Genomic DNA, 16,634 nt, shown 5'->3' with positions numbered 1-16,634 from the left:
TTAACGGCGTTCAGGTAGCAACCGCAGGACAAAGCCGACGACAAGGCCGAGCACGAAACCGAGCGGGCCTGTGATGAAGATGCCGAGCAGCGGGCCCTGGTTTGCCTCGGGCGTGAAGATCACCGGGCCGACAAAGCCGCCGAGCAAGCCGACGGTGCCCAGTATCGCGCCCCATTTAAGCATCATTCGCCCCATAGCCTGCCGAGCCACAGCAGCAGATTCGCCCATGCGAGCCAAGTTCCAGCTTTAGCGACATCTGAAATAACAACAGCGGATTTGGGTCACCCGAACCTATCGCGGCGGTTGCTGATGCGGCTGCTATCCCCGCTCCTTCTTCCGCCGGCTCGGCAGCGCCTCGATCTCGTCGGCGGAAAGATGCCTCACCTCCGCCCAGAAGCGCGATTTCGCCGAGTTCAGCAGGCCGTCGGGGTCGAGCCGCTTCTTCCAGGCCAGATGCTTGAAATCCGGCTTCATGCTGCCGCCTTCGACACAGGGTACGTGCGGGTCGGACAGTTTCGGCCCATGCGCGGCGTAGATGCTCCCGATTTCACGCAGGCGCGCGTCGTCTGTGTAGCGCACGATCGGCAGGTCGAAGGCGACAAGCCTGTCGTTGAGCAGCGCGAATTCGTGATGCATCAGCACCTCGTCGCCGAAGATTTTCTGCAGCGGCTCGATCGGGCGRCTGTCGAGCGGCGCGGGGAACGTCACCTGCAGATTGGTCACCGTGCGGTCCTGCTTCAGCACCTGCAGCGTGGTATGGTTGTAGGAGAACTCGGACAGCGCCGGCAGGCCGGAGGCCGCGATGCCTTCCGCATCGAGGTCGATCTCGACTGTGCCGCCAAGATGGCGCAGCACATCGCGAACCGCTGCCGCATCCGGCTCGGCGACGATGACGATGGCGAGGTCGCGGCGGCGCTTCGCGAGCTCGCCGAGCTTGGCGATCGAAGCCGCGATGCGACCGTCCACGGTGGTCAGCAGCTTGAGGTTCAGCGCACGCGCGCCGCCGAGCGCCATGCCGGCCTCGAAAGCCTGCCGGTAAGTGTCGAACGAGGCGACGACGTTGCGCCAGCGCGGTGACGCGACGGTGCCGAGCGTCACGTCGGTGATAACGCCGTTCAGCCCCCAGGCGTGATGGATGGCGAGAATTTCAGGACCGGTGAAGACCTGGCGTTGCGGTTGCCTTTCCATTGACAGCACCGTGATTGCCTGGATGTTCCTGCCATCGCGCAGCATGCCGTGGCGGATCGAGCCGATGCCGCCGGAGCCGCCAGCGATGAAGCCGCCGATGGTGGCGATCGCCTCGGTCGAGGGCACGATCGGCAGTTCGCGGCCATGCTGCGCAAGCGCCGCGTTGATGTCGCCGATGCGGGCGCCGGCTTCGGCGCGCACGGTGTCGGGGCCGATCTCGAGCACGCGCGAGATGCCGGTCATGTCGATGATCAGCCCGCCATCCATCGGCACGRCCTGGCCGTAATTGCCGGTGCCGCCACCGCGGATGACGACGGGCGACCRCCACTCAGCCGCCACCGCCAGGCAGCGCGCCAGTTCGTCCACCGTGGCGGGTGCCGCGACGAGATCACCGAAGCAGGACGACAGCTCGCGGCTGAGGATCGGGCTGTACCAGAAGAAGTCGCGCGAGCGCCTCTTGACGATCGACGGCGTGTCGAAGGTTTCGATGCCGTCGAGCGCCCTGGCGAAGGCCTGCCAGTCGATGTCGTTTTTGCCTGAGATGGACATGAACGCCCTCGCCTAGCGTTGCTTCGCAGCGAAACGAACACGTGCCAATGGGCGTCCGCGAAAATCACGTTTGGTCTGGAAAATCCGGCTTTCGTCGAGCATCTCGCTTCTCCGCTGGTCGCGCTGCGACCTGTCGAATTGCGGCTCGTTCCCTCGAAAGCCCTGTGCCATGGGGTGGCGCGACTGTCGTTCAGGCCGGGGCATCTGTCAACCGCCTGCCGGCGCTTGACAAAGCCGCCTCCCTGTTGGACGCTTCCTCCTACCATGGCACCGGGTTCGAGCCGCTTTCTCCGACCGGCAAGGCGTCGGAACGAAACGGACCCGCGATGCCAAGCAATCCAGAAATCGTTACCTACAGTGAGCGAGGCCCTCGCGTGACGGCGTGCGCGTCTGCGTCGGCGACTTCGATTGCGGCACGCCGGTTCCCAAGCATCGCAAGGATCGCAAGATGAGTGAGACCATCCCCGCCATCGACATCGCGCCGCTGTTCGAGCCGCCCTCGCCCGCCCGCGACGAGGCCGACCGCCAGATCTTCGCCGCCGCCTCCGGCATCGGCTTCATGACCGCTCGCGGCTTTCCCGGCGCCGAGCTTCTGACGCGTGAGCGGCGCGGCGAGCTCCTGAAGATCTTCGAGCTGYCGGATGCGGAAAAGCAGAAGCTGCTGCGCTGGAATTTCGATCCGTCGAAATCCAACTACTATCGCGGCTGGTTCCCGCTGCAGCCGACCGCGGTGTCCTACAAGGAAGGCATCGACATGGGGCCGGACATCGCCCATGCCGACGCCGAATTCGCCGCCGACGACCCGCTGCTCGAACGCACGCCGCTGCCGGCCGAAAGCGACGTTCCAGGATGGAAGGCGGCGGCCGCGCATTACTACCGCTCGATGGAAAAGGTCGGCGCGGCGCTGATGGCCTCGATCGCGCGCAGCCTCGGGCTCGAGGACGACATTTTCGACGGCCATTTCCAGGGCGGCATCTCGACGCTCAGGCTGATCCGCTATCCGCTGCGTACCGAGGACGGCGTGGTCGACCTGTCGAAGCCTGAATATTCGGTCATGCACAAGGGCGAGCGGCGGCTGGTCATCGGCCGCGAGCACGCCGATTCCGGCTTCGTGACGCTTTTGGCGCAGGATGGCGTCGCAGGCCTGCAGGCCAGGAACCATGCCGGCGAGTGGATCGACGTGCCGCCCGCCGACGGCACGCTGGCGGTGAATTTCGGGCAGTTGCTGGAACGCTGGACAGGCGGCGTGGTGCAGGCGACACGCCACCGGGTGATCGCRCCGAAGACGGCGCGCTACTCCATCCCCTTCTTCTACGAGCCGCGCGTCGACGCCGAGATCGCGCCGCTGCCGATCAAGGGCGCCAGCGATTTCGCGCCCTTCCTCTACGGCGATTATCTGTGGGAGTCGGCGACCAATTTCGTCGAGATGGCCGGCGTCAAGACTCTGCGAAAGCCAAGACGACCGGCCGCCGCCTGATCGTCAGCAACCAACAGGGGGAACGAACAATGAGCACCGACACGCGCAAGCTGCCTTCCATCCTCGGCGGGTGGGAGGCTGCGGTGAGACAAGGCAAGGTCGACCGCCGCGAGTTCCTCGCCGTGGCCAGCGCGCTCGGCGCCTCCACCRCCGCGGCCTACGCGATGGCGGGCCTTGCCGCGCCGAGCGAGGCGCGGGCCGACGAGCCGAAGCGCGGCGGCGTGCTAAAAGTGGCGATGCTGGTGCCGGGGCTGAAGGATCCGCGCACCTTCGATTCCTCCGACCTCGGCAACATCGGCCGGCAGTTCCTCGAGCCGCTGGTGCGTTACACCGAGACCTTCACCTTCAAGCCGATGCTCGCCGAGCGTTGGGAGGTGAACGACGACGCCACACGCTACACGCTCCATCTGCGCAAGGACGCGACCTGGAACAATGGCGATGCCTTCAGCGCCGACGACGTGATCTTCAACTTCACCCGCTGGTGCGATACCGCGGCCGCCGGCAATTCGATGGCGCGGCGCTTTGCCGGCCTCACCGAAGGCGACAGCGGCAAGCTGCGCGCCGGCGCGATCGAGAAGGTCGACGACCATACGGTCGTGCTCAACCTCTCGGCGCCCGATGTCACGGTGATCCCCAACCTCGCCGATTATCCGGCGCTGCTCGTGCATCGCGACTTCGACGCCGCCGACGGCGATCTCGCCAAGCATCCGGTCGGCACCGGCGCCTTCGAGCTGGTGTCGCTCGATGTCGGCCAGCGGGCGGTGTTCAAGCGCCGCGCGAGCGGCAAATGGTGGGGCGGCGAAGCGCTGCTCGACGGCATCGAGATGATCGACTACGGCGTCGATCCCAACGCGCTGGTCAGCGCCTTCGAGGCCGGCGAGGTCCACACCAATCTCGACAGCAATGGCGACTTCATCTCCGTGTTCGACGGCATGGGCCTGACCAAAAGCGAGATCCTTTCGGCCTCCACCGTGGTTGCCCGCGCCAATGCGGCGACCGCGCCCTATACGGACGAGCGCGTGCGGCGCGCTTTGCAGCTTGCCGTCGACAATTCGGTGGTGCTGAAGCTCGGCATCGCCGATGCCGGCGAGGTGGCGGAAAACCACCATGTCTGCCGCATCCATCCCGACTATGCCGAGCTGCCGCCGATCAAGCGCGACCTCGACGAGGCCAAGCGCCTGATGAGCGAGGCCGGCCAGATGGGCTACGAGCACGAGCTCTTCTCGATCGACGACGACTACCGCAAGAACACCGCCGACGCGATCGCCTCGCAGCTACGCGAGGCGGGCTTCAAGGTGAAGCGCACCGTGCTGCCGGCCTCGACCTATTGGAACGGCTGGGCCAAGTTCCCCTATTCGACCACCAATTGGGCGATGCGGYCGCTGGGCGTCCAGGTGCTGGCGCTAGCCTACCRCTCGGGCGAGGCGTGGAACGAGAGCGGCTTCGCCTCGAAGGAGTTCGACGCCAAGCTCGACGAAGCGCTGAAGACCGCCGATGTCGAGAAGCGCAAGCGGTGATGAAGGATGTGGAAACGATCCTGCAGCAGTCCGGCGTGATCATCCAACCCTACTGGATGAAGCTCTATTGCCACTCGGCCAAGCAGGTGACGAACCGCCACGCCCACCCGACCTACGAGTTGGACTTCACCGACGTCTGGCTCGCGGCTTAAGGCAGGTCGCAAAGGCGTGACCGTGCTGGCCGACGCCTTGYGCTTGCTTGAGCTGTTGGGCAGGGTGACAATGCCCGTCGACACATCGATGAAGGTGCAAATTGCATTCGACTGATTATCTCGGCCGCCTCTTCGGCCTCGAAGGCAGGCATGCCTTCGTCACCGGCGCCAGCCGCGGGCTGGGCCTCGCCTTCGCGGAAGCGCTGGCCRCCGCCGGCGCCCGCGTCACCATCGGCGGCCGCAAGGCCGATGAGTTGAAAGCCGCCGGCGACCGGCTGCGCGCCGAGGGCTACGCTGTGGCGGAAGCGGTGATCGACGTCACCGACACGCGGTCGGTCGACGCGGCAATCGCGGCGAGCGAAGCCGGCACCGCGCCGATCGACATCCTGGTCAACAATGCCGGCATCCAGCGCCGCGCGCCGCTCGAGACCTTTTCCGATGCCGACTGGGACGCACTGATGGCGACCAATCTCGACGGCGTCTTCAAGGTCAGCCGCGCCGCGGCGAAGGGCATGATCCAACGCCGTAAGGGCGTGATCATCAATGTCTCGTCGGTGCAGAGCGCGCTGGCCCGCCCCTCGATCGCTCCCTACGCCGCAAGCAAGGGGGCGATCACCATGCTGACCAAGTCGATGGCCGGCGAATGGGGCCAGCACGGCGTGCGCGTCAACGCGATCGCGCCCGGTTACTTCAAGACAGAGATGAACGCCGCCTTGGTCGCCGACGAACAATTCTCAGGCTGGCTCACCGGCCGCACGCCGATGCGGCGCTGGGGCGATGTCGAGGAACTGGCGGGCGCCGCGGTGTTCCTGGCCTCGGACGCCGCGAGCTTCGTGACGGGGCAGACGCTGCTGGTCGACGGCGGGATCACGAGTGTGCTGTAGAGGTCCCTCACCTAGACTCCCACGTCACATCCGCCGGCATGCTGTGTTCCAGCACGAGGTCGACATTGGGCAGGTCGTTGCCGCGAACCTTGGCGACCGCGTATTCATCCGGATAGCTCAGGTCCGTCCAGCGCTGCAGCAGCCTTCGTTCGAGCTCGGCGCGCGGCGCGGTTAGGAAGACCGACAGGTCGAACAGGCGGGCGAGGCCGGACCATGGCGCGCGGTCGAGCAAAAGGTAATTGCCCTCGACGATGACATAGCGGGTCGTTGGCGCGATCAGCCTTGCGCCGGCGCGCGACAGGTCGAGCGGGCGATCGAAAGTCGGCACGGCGACGCTTTGCGCGGTGTCTCGCACGCGTCGCAAGGTCAGCTCGAAATTGTCGAAGTCGAAGGTCTGCGGCGCACCCTTGCGCTGGCGCAGGCCGAGCTGGTCGAGCACCRCATTGTCATAGTGGAAGCCGTCCATCGGCAGGATTTCGGCGCTTTCGGCGGCGAGCTCCGCCARCAGCCGTTCCGAGATGGACGATTTGCCAGCGGCGGGCGGCCCGGCGATGGCGATCATGGTGCGTGCGCCGCCAGCTTCGGTCGCCAGGATGCGCGAGACGAGATCGTTCCAGTCGCTCATGGTCGGTCGGTCCTCGGGTCTTGGCTGATTGCATGGATTGAAAGGGATTTGACCAGCGCCGCCTCGCCAAGGCGGTCAACATGGCGATGCCCGGAGGGAGGCCAGGCAGCGGCACTGGTCAAAGGTATGAGAGTCAGTCGCCCGCAATCCAGCGGATGATGTTCGCCATCAGCCGGCCGTAGAGCGGCCATGCGAGAAAATCCTGCGACAGCCAGTGCGGGCCGATGTCGGTCGTCCAGGCGGCGGTCCGGCCCTTGCCAAGCTCGCGCACCGAAAGCAGCGGCCAGTCCGCGCCACGATAGTGGCAGGAGGCGAGCAGCCGGGAGGAGCCGTCACGGCGGAAATCGGTCTTGTTCATGCCGAGGATCGGCGGCAGCGGCCCCTCGATGCCGGCAAGGATCGGATGCGACGTCTGCAGGATGGAGCCCTGCAACCCCTGCGGCACTTCCAGCCCATCGCTGAAAGGCAGGCAGCGTACCGGCAGAACATCCTCCACCGGCGTGTCGTGGAAGCGCGCGGTGCCGAACATGCCCTGGAAGCCCATATAGCCGCCGRCAAGCATCAGCCCGCCGCCGCCCTCGACATAGGCTTTCAGGACGTCGAGGCGATTGACGCCGACACGGCCGGCGCGCGCCTCGGGCGTAACCAGCAGGCTCAGCGCGCCGACGTCGGAGATCACCACCGCACGATAGGGAGCAAGCGCTTCGAGGTCGTAAGGGAATTCGGCCGGACAACGCTCGCCGCCGATTTGGGTAACCGAAATGCCTTCGGTCTCCAGAGCGGCGTTGAACGTTGCGGCGCCGTTGACGTAGGCGGCGCTGGTCAACACCTCGGCGCCGGAAGCCACCGTTGTCGTGGCCGAAAAGGTTTCGCCCGCAAGCAGGATCTTCATTGCCTAACCGTCCGCGCGATCGAGAAAAGAGCGGCGGGCGCTTGGCGCGCCCGCCGAGTTTAAAGGATCAGAACTTGAACTCGGCCAGGTTCTCCGGCGTCACGATCTTGGCCGGGYCGAGCACCAGCTCGCCGCCGGCACCGATCGTGTATTCACCGAGGCGGCCGGCCTTGAACTTCTCGCCTTCCTTGCCTGTGATCTTGCACTGCGCCAGCGCCTGGGCGGTCTGGTAGGTCAGGTAGCCGAGATCGGAAACGTTCCACCAGATGTCCTGGGCGGAGCCGTCCTTGATGTATTTCGAGATGAGCGTCGCCGGCGCCAGGCCGGTCAGCTTGACCTTRCCCATCAGGCCGGCTTCCTCCAGCGCGCGCRCCGCGGCCGGCAGGCCGATGCCGGCCGGAACGATGATCGCCTTCAGATCGGGGAAGGCCTGGACCAGCGCCAGCGCCTGCTGCTGGTTGACCTGCTCGCTCTCCTCGCCATAGGCGACCTGCACCAGCTTCATCTTCGAAAATTTCGGCTCGGCCGCCATCTTCTTCTTCATGAAGTCGATCCAGGCGTTCTGGTTGGTGGCCGTCGGCGTCGACGACAGGATGGCAAAGTCACCCTCGCCGCCCATCAGATTGTACGCGCTTTCCAGCATCATCTCGGCCAGGCTGTCGCCCTTGGCCTGGTTGGCGAAGACCGCACGCGCGTCGCCGGCGACGTCGGAATCGTAGGACACCACCTTCACGCCCTGCTGTGCCGCGCRCTTCAGCGCGGGCGCAACCGCGTTGGYGTCATTGGCCGAGATGGCGATGACGCCGACCTTCTGGGTGACGAGGCTGTTGATGAAATCGATCTGCGCTTCCGCGGTTGCCTGCGACGGCGCGACCTGGATCGCCTTGCCGCCGATCTCCTTGGCGGCCTCCTCCGCGCCCTGCTGGGCGACCTTGAAATAGGGATCGGTGTCGAGCTTGGGCAGGAAGCCGACGGTCACCGGCTCCTTGGCGCATTCGTCGGCAAGGGCCAACGAGGCTGGGGCAAGCAGAATGGTCGATGCGAGCAGGGCTAGTCCGAACGCTTTCATTGTACACTCCTCCGTTTAATTCGGGCTTGCAGGAAGGGGCCCGAGATCACCCCTTGGTTTCGCGCAAGGCGCGCGATCTTGAGAGACGCTCCTCCAGGGAACGCCAGTAATTGCCGACCAGCAGCGAGCCGATCAGGAGCAGGCCGATGATCATCCCCTGCGCGTCGCCGCCGATCTGGTTGAGCGCGAGCACGTTGCGGATGWTGGCGATCAGCACCAGCGCCAGCATGACGCCGGTGAGCTTGCCTTTGCCGCCGAAGACGCTGACGCCGCCGAGCAGCACGATGGTGATGACGTCGAGCTCCATGCCAAGCGCGTTGTTGGCGCGCGCATTGGCGAGGCGCGCCGTGTAGACGATGCCGGCGATGGCCGCGACGACGCCCGATACGACGAAGAGCGAAAGCACCATGCGGCGCGTGTCGATGCCGGAATAGCGCGCGACCTCGGGGCTGCCGCCGAGTGCATAGAGYCGCTTGCCGGTCGCAGTCTTCTGCAAGACGATCGCGAAGACCGGCGCCAGCAGCACGAAGGGCACGATGGTCCAGGGGATCTGCGTTCCCGGCAGGTTGTTTATGCCGAAATCGACGATCGCGGGCGGCAGGATGTTGACCGAGCCGGTGCCGAGCAGGATGTAGCCGATGCCGCGATAGAGCGCCATCGTGCCCAGCGTCACCACCAGCGACTGCAGGCCGAGCGCCGACACCAGAAAGCCGTTGAAGGCGCCGAGCAATGCGCCGAAGAGCAGCGTCAGCGGGATCGCGGCGAAGGTCGGCATACCGGCCTGGACAGCGAGGCCGAAGATCACCGACGTCAGCGCCAGCACAGAGGCGACCGAGAGGTCGATCTCGCGGCAGATGATGAGCAGCGTCATCGGCAGGATCAGCAGCGCCTTTTCCGATGCGCTGGCGGCCAGCTGCGAGAGGTTGAAGCCGGAAACGAAGTTGGGCACGAAAACGGCGGCATAGAGGAACACCGCCAGGCAGGCGGCGGCCAGCAGCAAGTCCCAGAAGTCGATGGAGCGGAGGAACTTGCTCATCTCATCCTCGCCTGTCTGGCCTGCTCGGCGCGCCGCACGATGAAGGTGTCGATGCCGATGGCGACGAGGATCACCAGGCCGTAGACGCCCTGCAGCCACAGCGGATCGACCCGCACCAGGGTCAGCCCGTTCTTGATGACCAGCAGCGTCAGCGATCCGAGCACGATGCCGAGCAGCGTGCCGGAGCCGCCACGGATGGCGACGCCGCCGACCACGGCGGACGCGATCACCGTCAGCTCGAAACCCAGCGCGACACGGGCGTCGATGGTGGCGTAGCGCGAGGCCCACAGCGCGCCGCACAGGCCGCCGAGCAGCCCAGCCAGCCCGAAGGCCATCAAGATGCGCCGGTCGACCGGAATGCCGATGAGGCGCGCGCCGTCCGGATTGGAGCCGGTGGCGAACAGCTCGCGGCCGATCGCGGTGCGGTAGAGCAGCACATAGCCGGCGCCGAGGATAAGGATCGCGATGGCGACAATCAGCGGCACGCCGGCGAGCTTCAGCCCGGTCATGTCGAGCCATCTCTGCGTCACCTCGTCGGCGCTGACCTGGTCGCCGGCGGCCCAGATCGAGTTGAAGCCGCGGAAGATCGACATCGAGGCGAGCGTGACGACGATCGCCGGGATCTTTCCCCGGGTGACGACGAGGCCGTTGATGAGCCCGCAGACCGTGCCGACGGCGCAGGCRGTCGTAAGGCCAATGGCGATGTCGAAGCCGGGATAGGCCTGCACCATGCTCGCCGCCATATAGGCCGACAAGCCGATCACCGACGCGATGGAAAGGTCGATGTTGCGGGTGATCAGCACCAGCATCTGGGCAAGGGCGGCAACCACCAGCAACGCAGCATCCATCGATACCGCTGTCAAATTGGCGGCGCTGACCATGCGCGGATTGATGATGGTGACCGGAACGGCGACCGCCAGCATCGCGGCGAGCAGGCCGAACTCGCGGCGCTTGAGGATATTTGCCGGGCCTTTGCTTGCTTCCTCGAGAGCGGCCTGCTCCGTCTGCGTCGTCGCGCCGGCCTGCTCGACCGTGCGGGTCGCGGCCTCGAGCACTTTTTCCTGGGTTGCTTCGCCGCTCGCGAATTCAGCCGTGYGATGGCCCTCGCGCAGGACGACGATGCGGTCGCACATGCCGATAAGCTCCGGCATTTCGGAAGAGATCAGCAGGATCGCCATGCCTTGCGCGGCAAGATCGGCGATCATGGCATGCACCTCAGCCTTGGTGCCGACGTCGATGCCTTGCGTCGGCTCGTCGAGGATGAGCACACGCGGCTCGGTGCGCAGCCATTTGGCCAGCACCACCTTCTGTTGGTTGCCGCCGGACAGTTCCTTGACCGGCTGGCCGTAGCCGGCGAAGCGCAACTTCATGCGCTTCAGCCAATCGGCAACGAGGCCGACGGCGCGGTCGGCGCCGTAGAGGCCGAAGCGAGATGCCTTGTCGAGAACCGGCAGAACGGCGTTGTCGAGAACGCCGAAATCCATCACCAGGCTCTGGCCCATACGGTCTTCCGAGACATAGGCGATGCGCGCATCCATGGCGTCGCGCGCCGAGGCGAAACGCACCGGCCTGCCGTCGATGAGGATCTGGCCAGCGTCAGGCTGGTCGATGCCGAACAGCACGCGCGCGATCTCGGTGCGGCCGCTGCCAACGAGACCGCCTAAGCCCACCACTTCGYCGGCATGGAGCTTCAGGTCGATATCGGCGAAGGCACCGGCGCGCGACAGTCCGCTTGCCTCCAACACCAGCGCGCCGGGCTTTTCGCGCCGGTCCGGGTAGAGATCGCTGACCTCGCGGCCGACCATCATGGAGATCGCGGCGGCGCGGCCGAGCTCCACCTTCGGCTTGACGCCGACCAGGCGGCCGTCGCGCAGCACCGCGATGCGGTCGGCGATGCGGAAGATCTCGTCCATGCGATGGCCGACGAACATCATCGCCACGCCGTGCGCCTTGAGATCGGCGACGACGGCGAAAAGCCGCTCCACCTCGCGCTGCGAAAGTGCCGCGGTCGGCTCGTCCATGATCAGCACGCGCGCCTCGAGCGACAGCGCGCGGGCGATCTCGACCAGCTGTTGCTCGGAAGTGCGCAGAGCGCCGAGCCTGGTATCGGCCGGCACGGCAAGACCGACGGTGGCCAGCACCTTCCTGGCGCCGACAAGCATGGCGGCATTGTCGATGCCGCCGAAACGGTCGCGCGGCATGTGGCCGAGATAGATGTTTTCCGCCACCGACAGGTCGGGAAACAGGCCGGGATGCTGGTGCATGACCGCGATGYCGGCGGCTTGAGCGTCGTGCGGCGAGCGGAAGCTGGCGGGTTTGCCGTCGACCTCGACATGGCCGTCCGTGGGTGAATACACGCCGGCGAGCAGCTTGACGCAGGTGCTCTTGCCGGCGCCGTTCTCGCCAAGCAGCGCCAGCACCTCGCCCGAACGCAGGTCGAAGGAAACATCCTTCAGCGCGACGGTGCCGCCAAAGGCCTTGGTGGCGCCGATCAGCGCCACTGGTGCCCTTGCCGCCGTCGCGACGGCTTCGCCAAGCGCGCCTTGCTGCAGCACGTTTCCTCCCTGGTCGTAGTTATTTTTTCAGTTTGCTATATTAAATACACCAAACCCGCAACCGGAAAATTGACTTCCTCGGGCGCAACGCGCAGTGTCGCGCCGTGCTCAGCCGTGATCCGTCAGCCTTATGGCCGTGACCATGGATAGAGCCGGCCGCGCTCGCGGCAAGACCTGGGAGATGGCGTTTTGTCGGGAAAAGGCAGCAATTCGGTCAAGGTTCGGCACTATAACGAGCGTTTCGTGCTCGACGCCATCCGCCGCTTGAAGGAGGCATCCAAGTCGGACCTGGCGCGCGCCGCCCACCTCACCCCCGCCGCCGTCGCCGATATCGTCGACGGACTGGAGCAGGCCGGTTTCGTAAAGCAAGTGGGAAAAAGGTTCGGGCAGCGCGGATCGCCATCGATCCTCTATCGACTGGCGCCGGAGCGCATCTACAGCGTCGGCATCAAGATCGGCCGGCGCGCGCTGGAAGCCGTGCTGGTCGATTTCGCCGGCGAGGTGCGGGCGCGCGCATCGCACGAGTACCGCTATCCGGATCCGGATCTGGTGCGCAGGGCCGGCAACACCTCGCTCGCCAATTTCGAGGCGCTGGTCGACGGGCTCGACGATGCCTCGATCGTCGGCGTCGGCATCGCCTCGCCCTATTTCCTCGGCGGCTGGAGCGAGGAGCTGGGTTTTCCGGACGACCTCGGCGATCGCTGGGAAGCGATCGACCTCATGACCTTCTTCGCGACGCCGCCAAAGGTTCCGGTGTTCATCGAGAACGACGCCACCTCGGCGGCGTTGGCCGAGCTCGTGCAAGGCGCCGGCGCGCGCTTCCACGATTTCATGCATATCTCGATCGACACCTTCGTCGGCGGCGGCCTGGTGCAGAGCGGCAAGGTGCATACCGGCCCACATGGCAACAGCGCCGCGCTCGGCCCGCTGCCGGTCTCGCCGTCGAGCCTGGATTCGGTGGCGGCGAAGCCGGCGCGCTACCAGAGCCTGCTGCACCGCGCCTCGATCTATGTGCTGGTCAATCACCTGAAATCGCGCGGCATCGAGATCGTCAGGGTGCGCGAGCTCGACCCCATGCCGCCCGGCGCGCGCGAACCGCTGTTCGAATGGATCGAGGACTGCGCCAACGCGCTGGTCGAGGCGATCATCGCCATCACCTCGGTCATCGACATCGAGGCGATCGTGCTGGACTCGATCCTGCCGCGCTCGATCCATCTCGAATTGCTGGCGAAGGTGCAGAACCAGTTCAACCGGGTCAGCGCCATCGGCATTGTCGCTCCGGAAATCGTGCCGGGGCAGTTCGGCCCCGAAGCCTCGCCGATCGGCGCGGCCATGCTGCCCTTCTCGGCGCTGCTCGCGCCCGACAGCAGCGTTCTGATGATCGGCAAGGACCGGACGAAGCTCTTAGGCAGCCTCTCGGCGCTTGCCGGCCAGGCTGAACGGGCGGGTTAGTTCACGCGGGATCGTTGGTAGACCCGATCGATGATCTCATGCACGGCCAGCGCGCCGTCGCYGCGCGGCAGCGGGCGCCCCGAACGAATGTCGTCGATGAAGGACGCCACACATTGCTTCCAAGCAGGCGTCAGATCGGCATGATCGCCGGCCACCGCCATGGATCGAGAATTCAAATCGGCGTCGAAATAGCGCAAGGGCTCCTGGTCGCCATTGGCTTCGGGCCAGTAGTCCAGCCCTCCCTTGTCGCCGATAACGCGCACGCGGTTTTCGTCGGGGCCGGCATAGGCCCAGGCCACATCGCATCTTATCTCGACGCCCTTGTCCGAGCGCAGAGAGACACTGGCCCGGTCCTCGACGTCGAACTGGGTTGCGGACGCCTCGACCGGCTGATGCGGGCTCCAATCGCCAAGCCCTTTGCCAAGGGGACCCAAGCTGCGCCAGATCCGTGACTCGGTCACGGCCGCGCTGGCGCTCCCGGACAGCCACAGAGCCAGGTCGATGACATGCGGACCAAGGTCCGCCAGCACGCCACCGCCTGYGGTCTGCTTGCGGGTGAACCAGGTTCCGAAACCAGGGATGCCGGCCCGCCGCAACATGCGCACCTCGACCGTCTGAACATTGCCGATGCGGCCGGTCTCGATCGCATCTCTGATGAAACGCATGGACGGCCGGTGACGCTGAGGCAGGTTGACGGCGAAGCCGATGCCGGCTGCCGAGGCCCCATTGACCATGGCCCGGGCATCGTCGAGCGACGTCGCGAGCGGCTTTTCCATCAAGATGTGCAGCCGCGCTTTGATCGCGGCTTCGGCCGCCTGGCGGTGCAGGAAATTCGGCAAGGCGACCGCCACCACGTTGAGGCCATCGACGCCCGTCGCCTCCTCGATGGTCCGGRCAACCGTCGGAATCCCGAATTCGGCGGCCAACTCACTGGYGGTCTCTTTGTTGCGGCCGTAGATCGCCGCCACGTCGACCCTGGCATCGCCAAGTAATGCGAGCAGATGGGCGCGCCGCACGATCATTCCGGTGCCGAGGATCGCAACCTTCAGCTTCTTCACTGCGCTTTCCTTGGAAGGAGGCCGGCGGGAATTCCCGCCGGTCCGTTTGAAGATCAGTTCTTGCCGCAGGTGTCGGCCATGTCGGGCGTGCACTTGACGAAGCCGGTGTCGATATAGGGCGGCACCGTCTTGCCCTGCTTCAGGTCATGCAGCGCCTCGATCGACTTGTAGCCCATATTGTACGGGCTCTGGCCGACGAGGTAGTGGGCAAGCCCATCCTTGAGCAGCGGCAGCTGCGGCGCGAAGGCGTCGCCGAAGGAAATGACGAGGTCCTTGGAATCGACGCGGTCCTTCACGCGGCCAACTGCCTGGCGGTAGGCCGACGGCGCGTATTGCGCCCAGCCGCCGACGGCGACGAAGGCGTCGAGCTTGGGATTGGCCACCAGCACGTCGTTCATCTGCTGGGCGGCGAGGCTGATGTTGTCATTGTTGTAGATCGGGCAGCCGTCTACCTCGGTCCAGCCGTTCTCGCCGGCAAGACGCTTCACCGGCTTGTCCTTGGAGACATTGGCCAGCGTATCGCGAATGCCCTGGACGCGCAGGTCGAGATTGAGCGAGCCGGCCGTGCCGGTCTGGATGCAGACCGTTCCGCCCTTCGGCTTGTATTCGACGACCTTCTTCGCCAGCTCGACCCCGAAATTGTAGTTGTCGGTGCCGATGAAGGTCGAGCGCAGGCCGGCGTCCTCCTGCAGCAGGTCGCCGTCGAAGGTCACGATCGGGATTCCGGCGGCCTTGGCCTTTTCCAGCAGCCGGGCCACGGACTTCGGATTGGTCGCGGAGACCGCGATGCCGTCGACGCCCTTGGTCAGCACGTCGTTGATGACCTGGAGCTGCTGGGCCTCGTTCACCTCCGACGGGCCGATGTAGTAGCACTCGACGCCGAGGTCCTTGGCGGCCYTTTCGCAGCCCTCCTTGACCGGGGCGCTGAAGACGTCATTCACCGTCTTGACGATCACCGCATAGGTCTCGGCCGAAGYCGGAGCGGCCGTCGTGCCGGCGGCAAGCGCTGCCGCGATTGCGGTCGCGGYCAGCCGCAACGTCAGTCTGTTGATGATGGCTGTCATGATGTTTCTCCTCTCTTTTGATGTGTCGTCTGCACGAATTGCGCGATCCCTCCCGGACATGATCTGCGGACCGGGCGCATGGGCTCGGTCTGTCCGGGACGGTGCTAGGCGCGGGTGGAGCGGAACCGTTCAAGCAGTACCGCGAACAGGATGAAGAGGCCGACGAAGGTGCCCTGCCAGAACGGGTTCACGCCGGCGAGCAGCAGGGCGTTGCGGATCACTTCGATCAGCACCGAGCCGATGACGGCGCCGAAGGACGTGCCGAAGCCGCCGAGCAGGTTGGCGCCGCCGATGACGGTCGCGGCGATGACCTGCAGTTCCTGGCCCTGRCCAAGCGCGTTGGTGGCGGCGCCCATCCAGCCGACGAGGAAGATGGCGGTCATGCCGGTCATGGCGCCGAGCAGCGCATAGGTCGAAACCTTGACGCGATCGACCGGGATGCCGGAGAGACGCGCGGCGTTTTCATTGCCCCCGATGGCGCGCACGTAGCGGCCCCATTTGGTCATCGACAAGAGCCACTGCATGACGACGGCCGAGACGATCACGGCCCACAGCACATTCGGCACGCCGAGGAAGGAGCCGCTGCCCAGCGCCAGCAGCGTGTCGCCCGCCTTGCCGAAATCGTAGACCACCTGGTTGTTGGTGACGAYCAGCGTCTGCGAACGCACCAGGCTCATCATGCCGAGCGTRACGATGAAGGGCGGCAGCTTCAGGTACGAGACCAGCGCGCCGTTGACGATGCCGACGAACGTGCCGACGAGAAGCACGAACAGCACGACGACGGCGAAGGGATAGCCGCTGGCGCAGAACAGGCCGAGCAGCACGCCGGTCAGGCCAAGCGTGGAACCGACCGAGATGTCGATGCCGCCTGTCATGATCACCGGCGTCATGCCGATCGCCATCAGCGCCGTGAAACAGAAATTCTGCAGGATGTTGGCCATGTTGGCGCTGGTGAGGAAGCGCGGCGCGATCATGCCGACCACGGCGCCGATGATCAGCACCGCGACGACGATCCAGAATTCCTGGCTGCGCAGCATCTCGCCGAGCTTGCTGCGTTCCGACAGGCTGAAGACCGAATCCAGGTTGCTTGCGTCCGGAGACTTGTTCATCTCAATC

At 65.7% G+C, this 16,634-nt stretch carries 13 protein-coding genes and 1 pseudogene; 4 read left to right on the top strand and 10 right to left on the bottom strand.

Annotation, left to right across the window (positions count from 1 at the left end; translation table 11 throughout):
• Together LCM4576_RS28290 and LCM4576_RS28285 are read right to left on the bottom strand one after the other, a co-directional pair.
• Positions 1–186 carry a hypothetical protein gene (locus LCM4576_RS28290; protein WP_040984570.1) on the bottom strand — a complete coding sequence of 62 codons (186 nt, stop codon included), beginning with the start codon at positions 184–186 and terminating at the stop codon, positions 1–3.
• A gap of 132 nt (positions 187–318) precedes the next feature.
• Positions 319–1,737 (bottom strand): FAD-binding oxidoreductase, encoded by a 1,419-nt coding sequence (locus tag LCM4576_RS28285; RefSeq protein WP_071035712.1) that lies wholly within the window; start codon positions 1,735–1,737, stop codon positions 319–321.
• Between the two features lie 448 nt (positions 1,738–2,185).
• Here LCM4576_RS28285 and LCM4576_RS28280 point away from each other — a divergent pair, with 448 nt between their 5' ends.
• The 3 genes and pseudogenes from LCM4576_RS28280 to LCM4576_RS28270 all read left to right on the top strand — a co-directional run bounded on the left by LCM4576_RS28280 (position 2,186) and on the right by LCM4576_RS28270 (position 5,767).
• Positions 2,186–3,214 (top strand): isopenicillin N synthase family oxygenase, encoded by a 1,029-nt coding sequence (locus LCM4576_RS28280; protein ID WP_071035918.1) that lies wholly within the window; start codon positions 2,186–2,188, stop codon positions 3,212–3,214.
• Between the two features lie 29 nt (positions 3,215–3,243).
• A pseudogene (locus tag LCM4576_RS28275) lies at positions 3,244–4,883 on the top strand (ABC transporter substrate-binding protein).
• Between the two features lie 101 nt (positions 4,884–4,984).
• Positions 4,985–5,767 carry a glucose 1-dehydrogenase gene (locus tag LCM4576_RS28270; RefSeq protein WP_071035711.1) on the top strand — a complete coding sequence of 261 codons (783 nt, stop codon included), beginning with the start codon at positions 4,985–4,987 and terminating at the stop codon, positions 5,765–5,767.
• 7 nt (positions 5,768–5,774) lie between these two features.
• Here the strand turns inward: LCM4576_RS28270 and LCM4576_RS28265 are convergent, their stop codons facing one another.
• The 5 genes from LCM4576_RS28265 to LCM4576_RS28245 form a co-directional block, all read right to left on the bottom strand.
• Entirely contained in the window at positions 5,775–6,392 is a 618-nt protein-coding gene (locus LCM4576_RS28265; protein ID WP_071035710.1) for a nucleoside/nucleotide kinase family protein, read from the bottom strand.
• Between the two features lie 133 nt (positions 6,393–6,525).
• Positions 6,526–7,284, bottom strand: coding sequence for a glutamine amidotransferase (locus tag LCM4576_RS28260; protein WP_071035709.1), 759 nt, complete (start codon positions 7,282–7,284; stop codon positions 6,526–6,528).
• Positions 7,285–7,351: 67 nt separating this feature from the next.
• Positions 7,352–8,353 (bottom strand): rhamnose ABC transporter substrate-binding protein, encoded by a 1,002-nt coding sequence (locus tag LCM4576_RS28255; RefSeq protein ID WP_071035708.1) that lies wholly within the window; start codon positions 8,351–8,353, stop codon positions 7,352–7,354.
• Positions 8,354–8,399: 46 nt separating this feature from the next.
• The gene (locus LCM4576_RS28250; RefSeq protein ID WP_071035707.1) at positions 8,400–9,389 is read right to left on the bottom strand and encodes an ABC transporter permease; all 990 of its coding nucleotides are present in this window, start codon (positions 9,387–9,389) and stop codon (positions 8,400–8,402) included.
• On the bottom strand, positions 9,386–11,944 hold the full coding sequence (locus LCM4576_RS28245) for an ATP-binding cassette domain-containing protein (protein WP_116398026.1): 2,559 nt from the start codon (positions 11,942–11,944) through the stop codon (positions 9,386–9,388). Before LCM4576_RS28245 ends, LCM4576_RS28250 begins: the two co-directional genes overlap by 4 nt.
• A gap of 189 nt (positions 11,945–12,133) precedes the next feature.
• Here LCM4576_RS28245 and LCM4576_RS28240 point away from each other — a divergent pair, with 189 nt between their 5' ends.
• On the top strand, positions 12,134–13,396 hold the full coding sequence (locus LCM4576_RS28240; protein WP_052467912.1) for an ROK family transcriptional regulator: 1,263 nt from the start codon (positions 12,134–12,136) through the stop codon (positions 13,394–13,396).
• Here LCM4576_RS28240 and LCM4576_RS28235 read toward each other — a convergent pair.
• From LCM4576_RS28235 to LCM4576_RS28225, 3 genes are all read right to left on the bottom strand, one after another.
• Positions 13,393–14,454, bottom strand: a complete 1,062-nt coding sequence (locus LCM4576_RS28235; protein ID WP_071035706.1) for a Gfo/Idh/MocA family protein — start codon at positions 14,452–14,454, stop codon at positions 13,393–13,395. The genes LCM4576_RS28240 and LCM4576_RS28235 overlap by 4 nt on opposite strands.
• Before the next feature lie 53 nt (positions 14,455–14,507).
• On the bottom strand, positions 14,508–15,518 hold the full coding sequence (locus LCM4576_RS28230) for a sugar-binding protein (protein ID WP_071035705.1): 1,011 nt from the start codon (positions 15,516–15,518) through the stop codon (positions 14,508–14,510).
• 104 nt (positions 15,519–15,622) lie between these two features.
• Positions 15,623–16,627, bottom strand: a complete 1,005-nt coding sequence (locus LCM4576_RS28225; protein WP_071035704.1) for an ABC transporter permease — start codon at positions 16,625–16,627, stop codon at positions 15,623–15,625.
• Between the last annotated feature and the right edge of the window lie 7 nt (positions 16,628–16,634).

This window comes from Mesorhizobium sp. LCM 4576 (assembly GCF_001854815.1).
In the GTDB taxonomy this organism is placed as follows: domain Bacteria; phylum Pseudomonadota; class Alphaproteobacteria; order Rhizobiales; family Rhizobiaceae; genus Mesorhizobium; species Mesorhizobium plurifarium.
The sequence above is the reverse complement of the archived record's forward strand: the minus strand, read 5'-3'. Positions and strand labels throughout refer to the sequence as shown.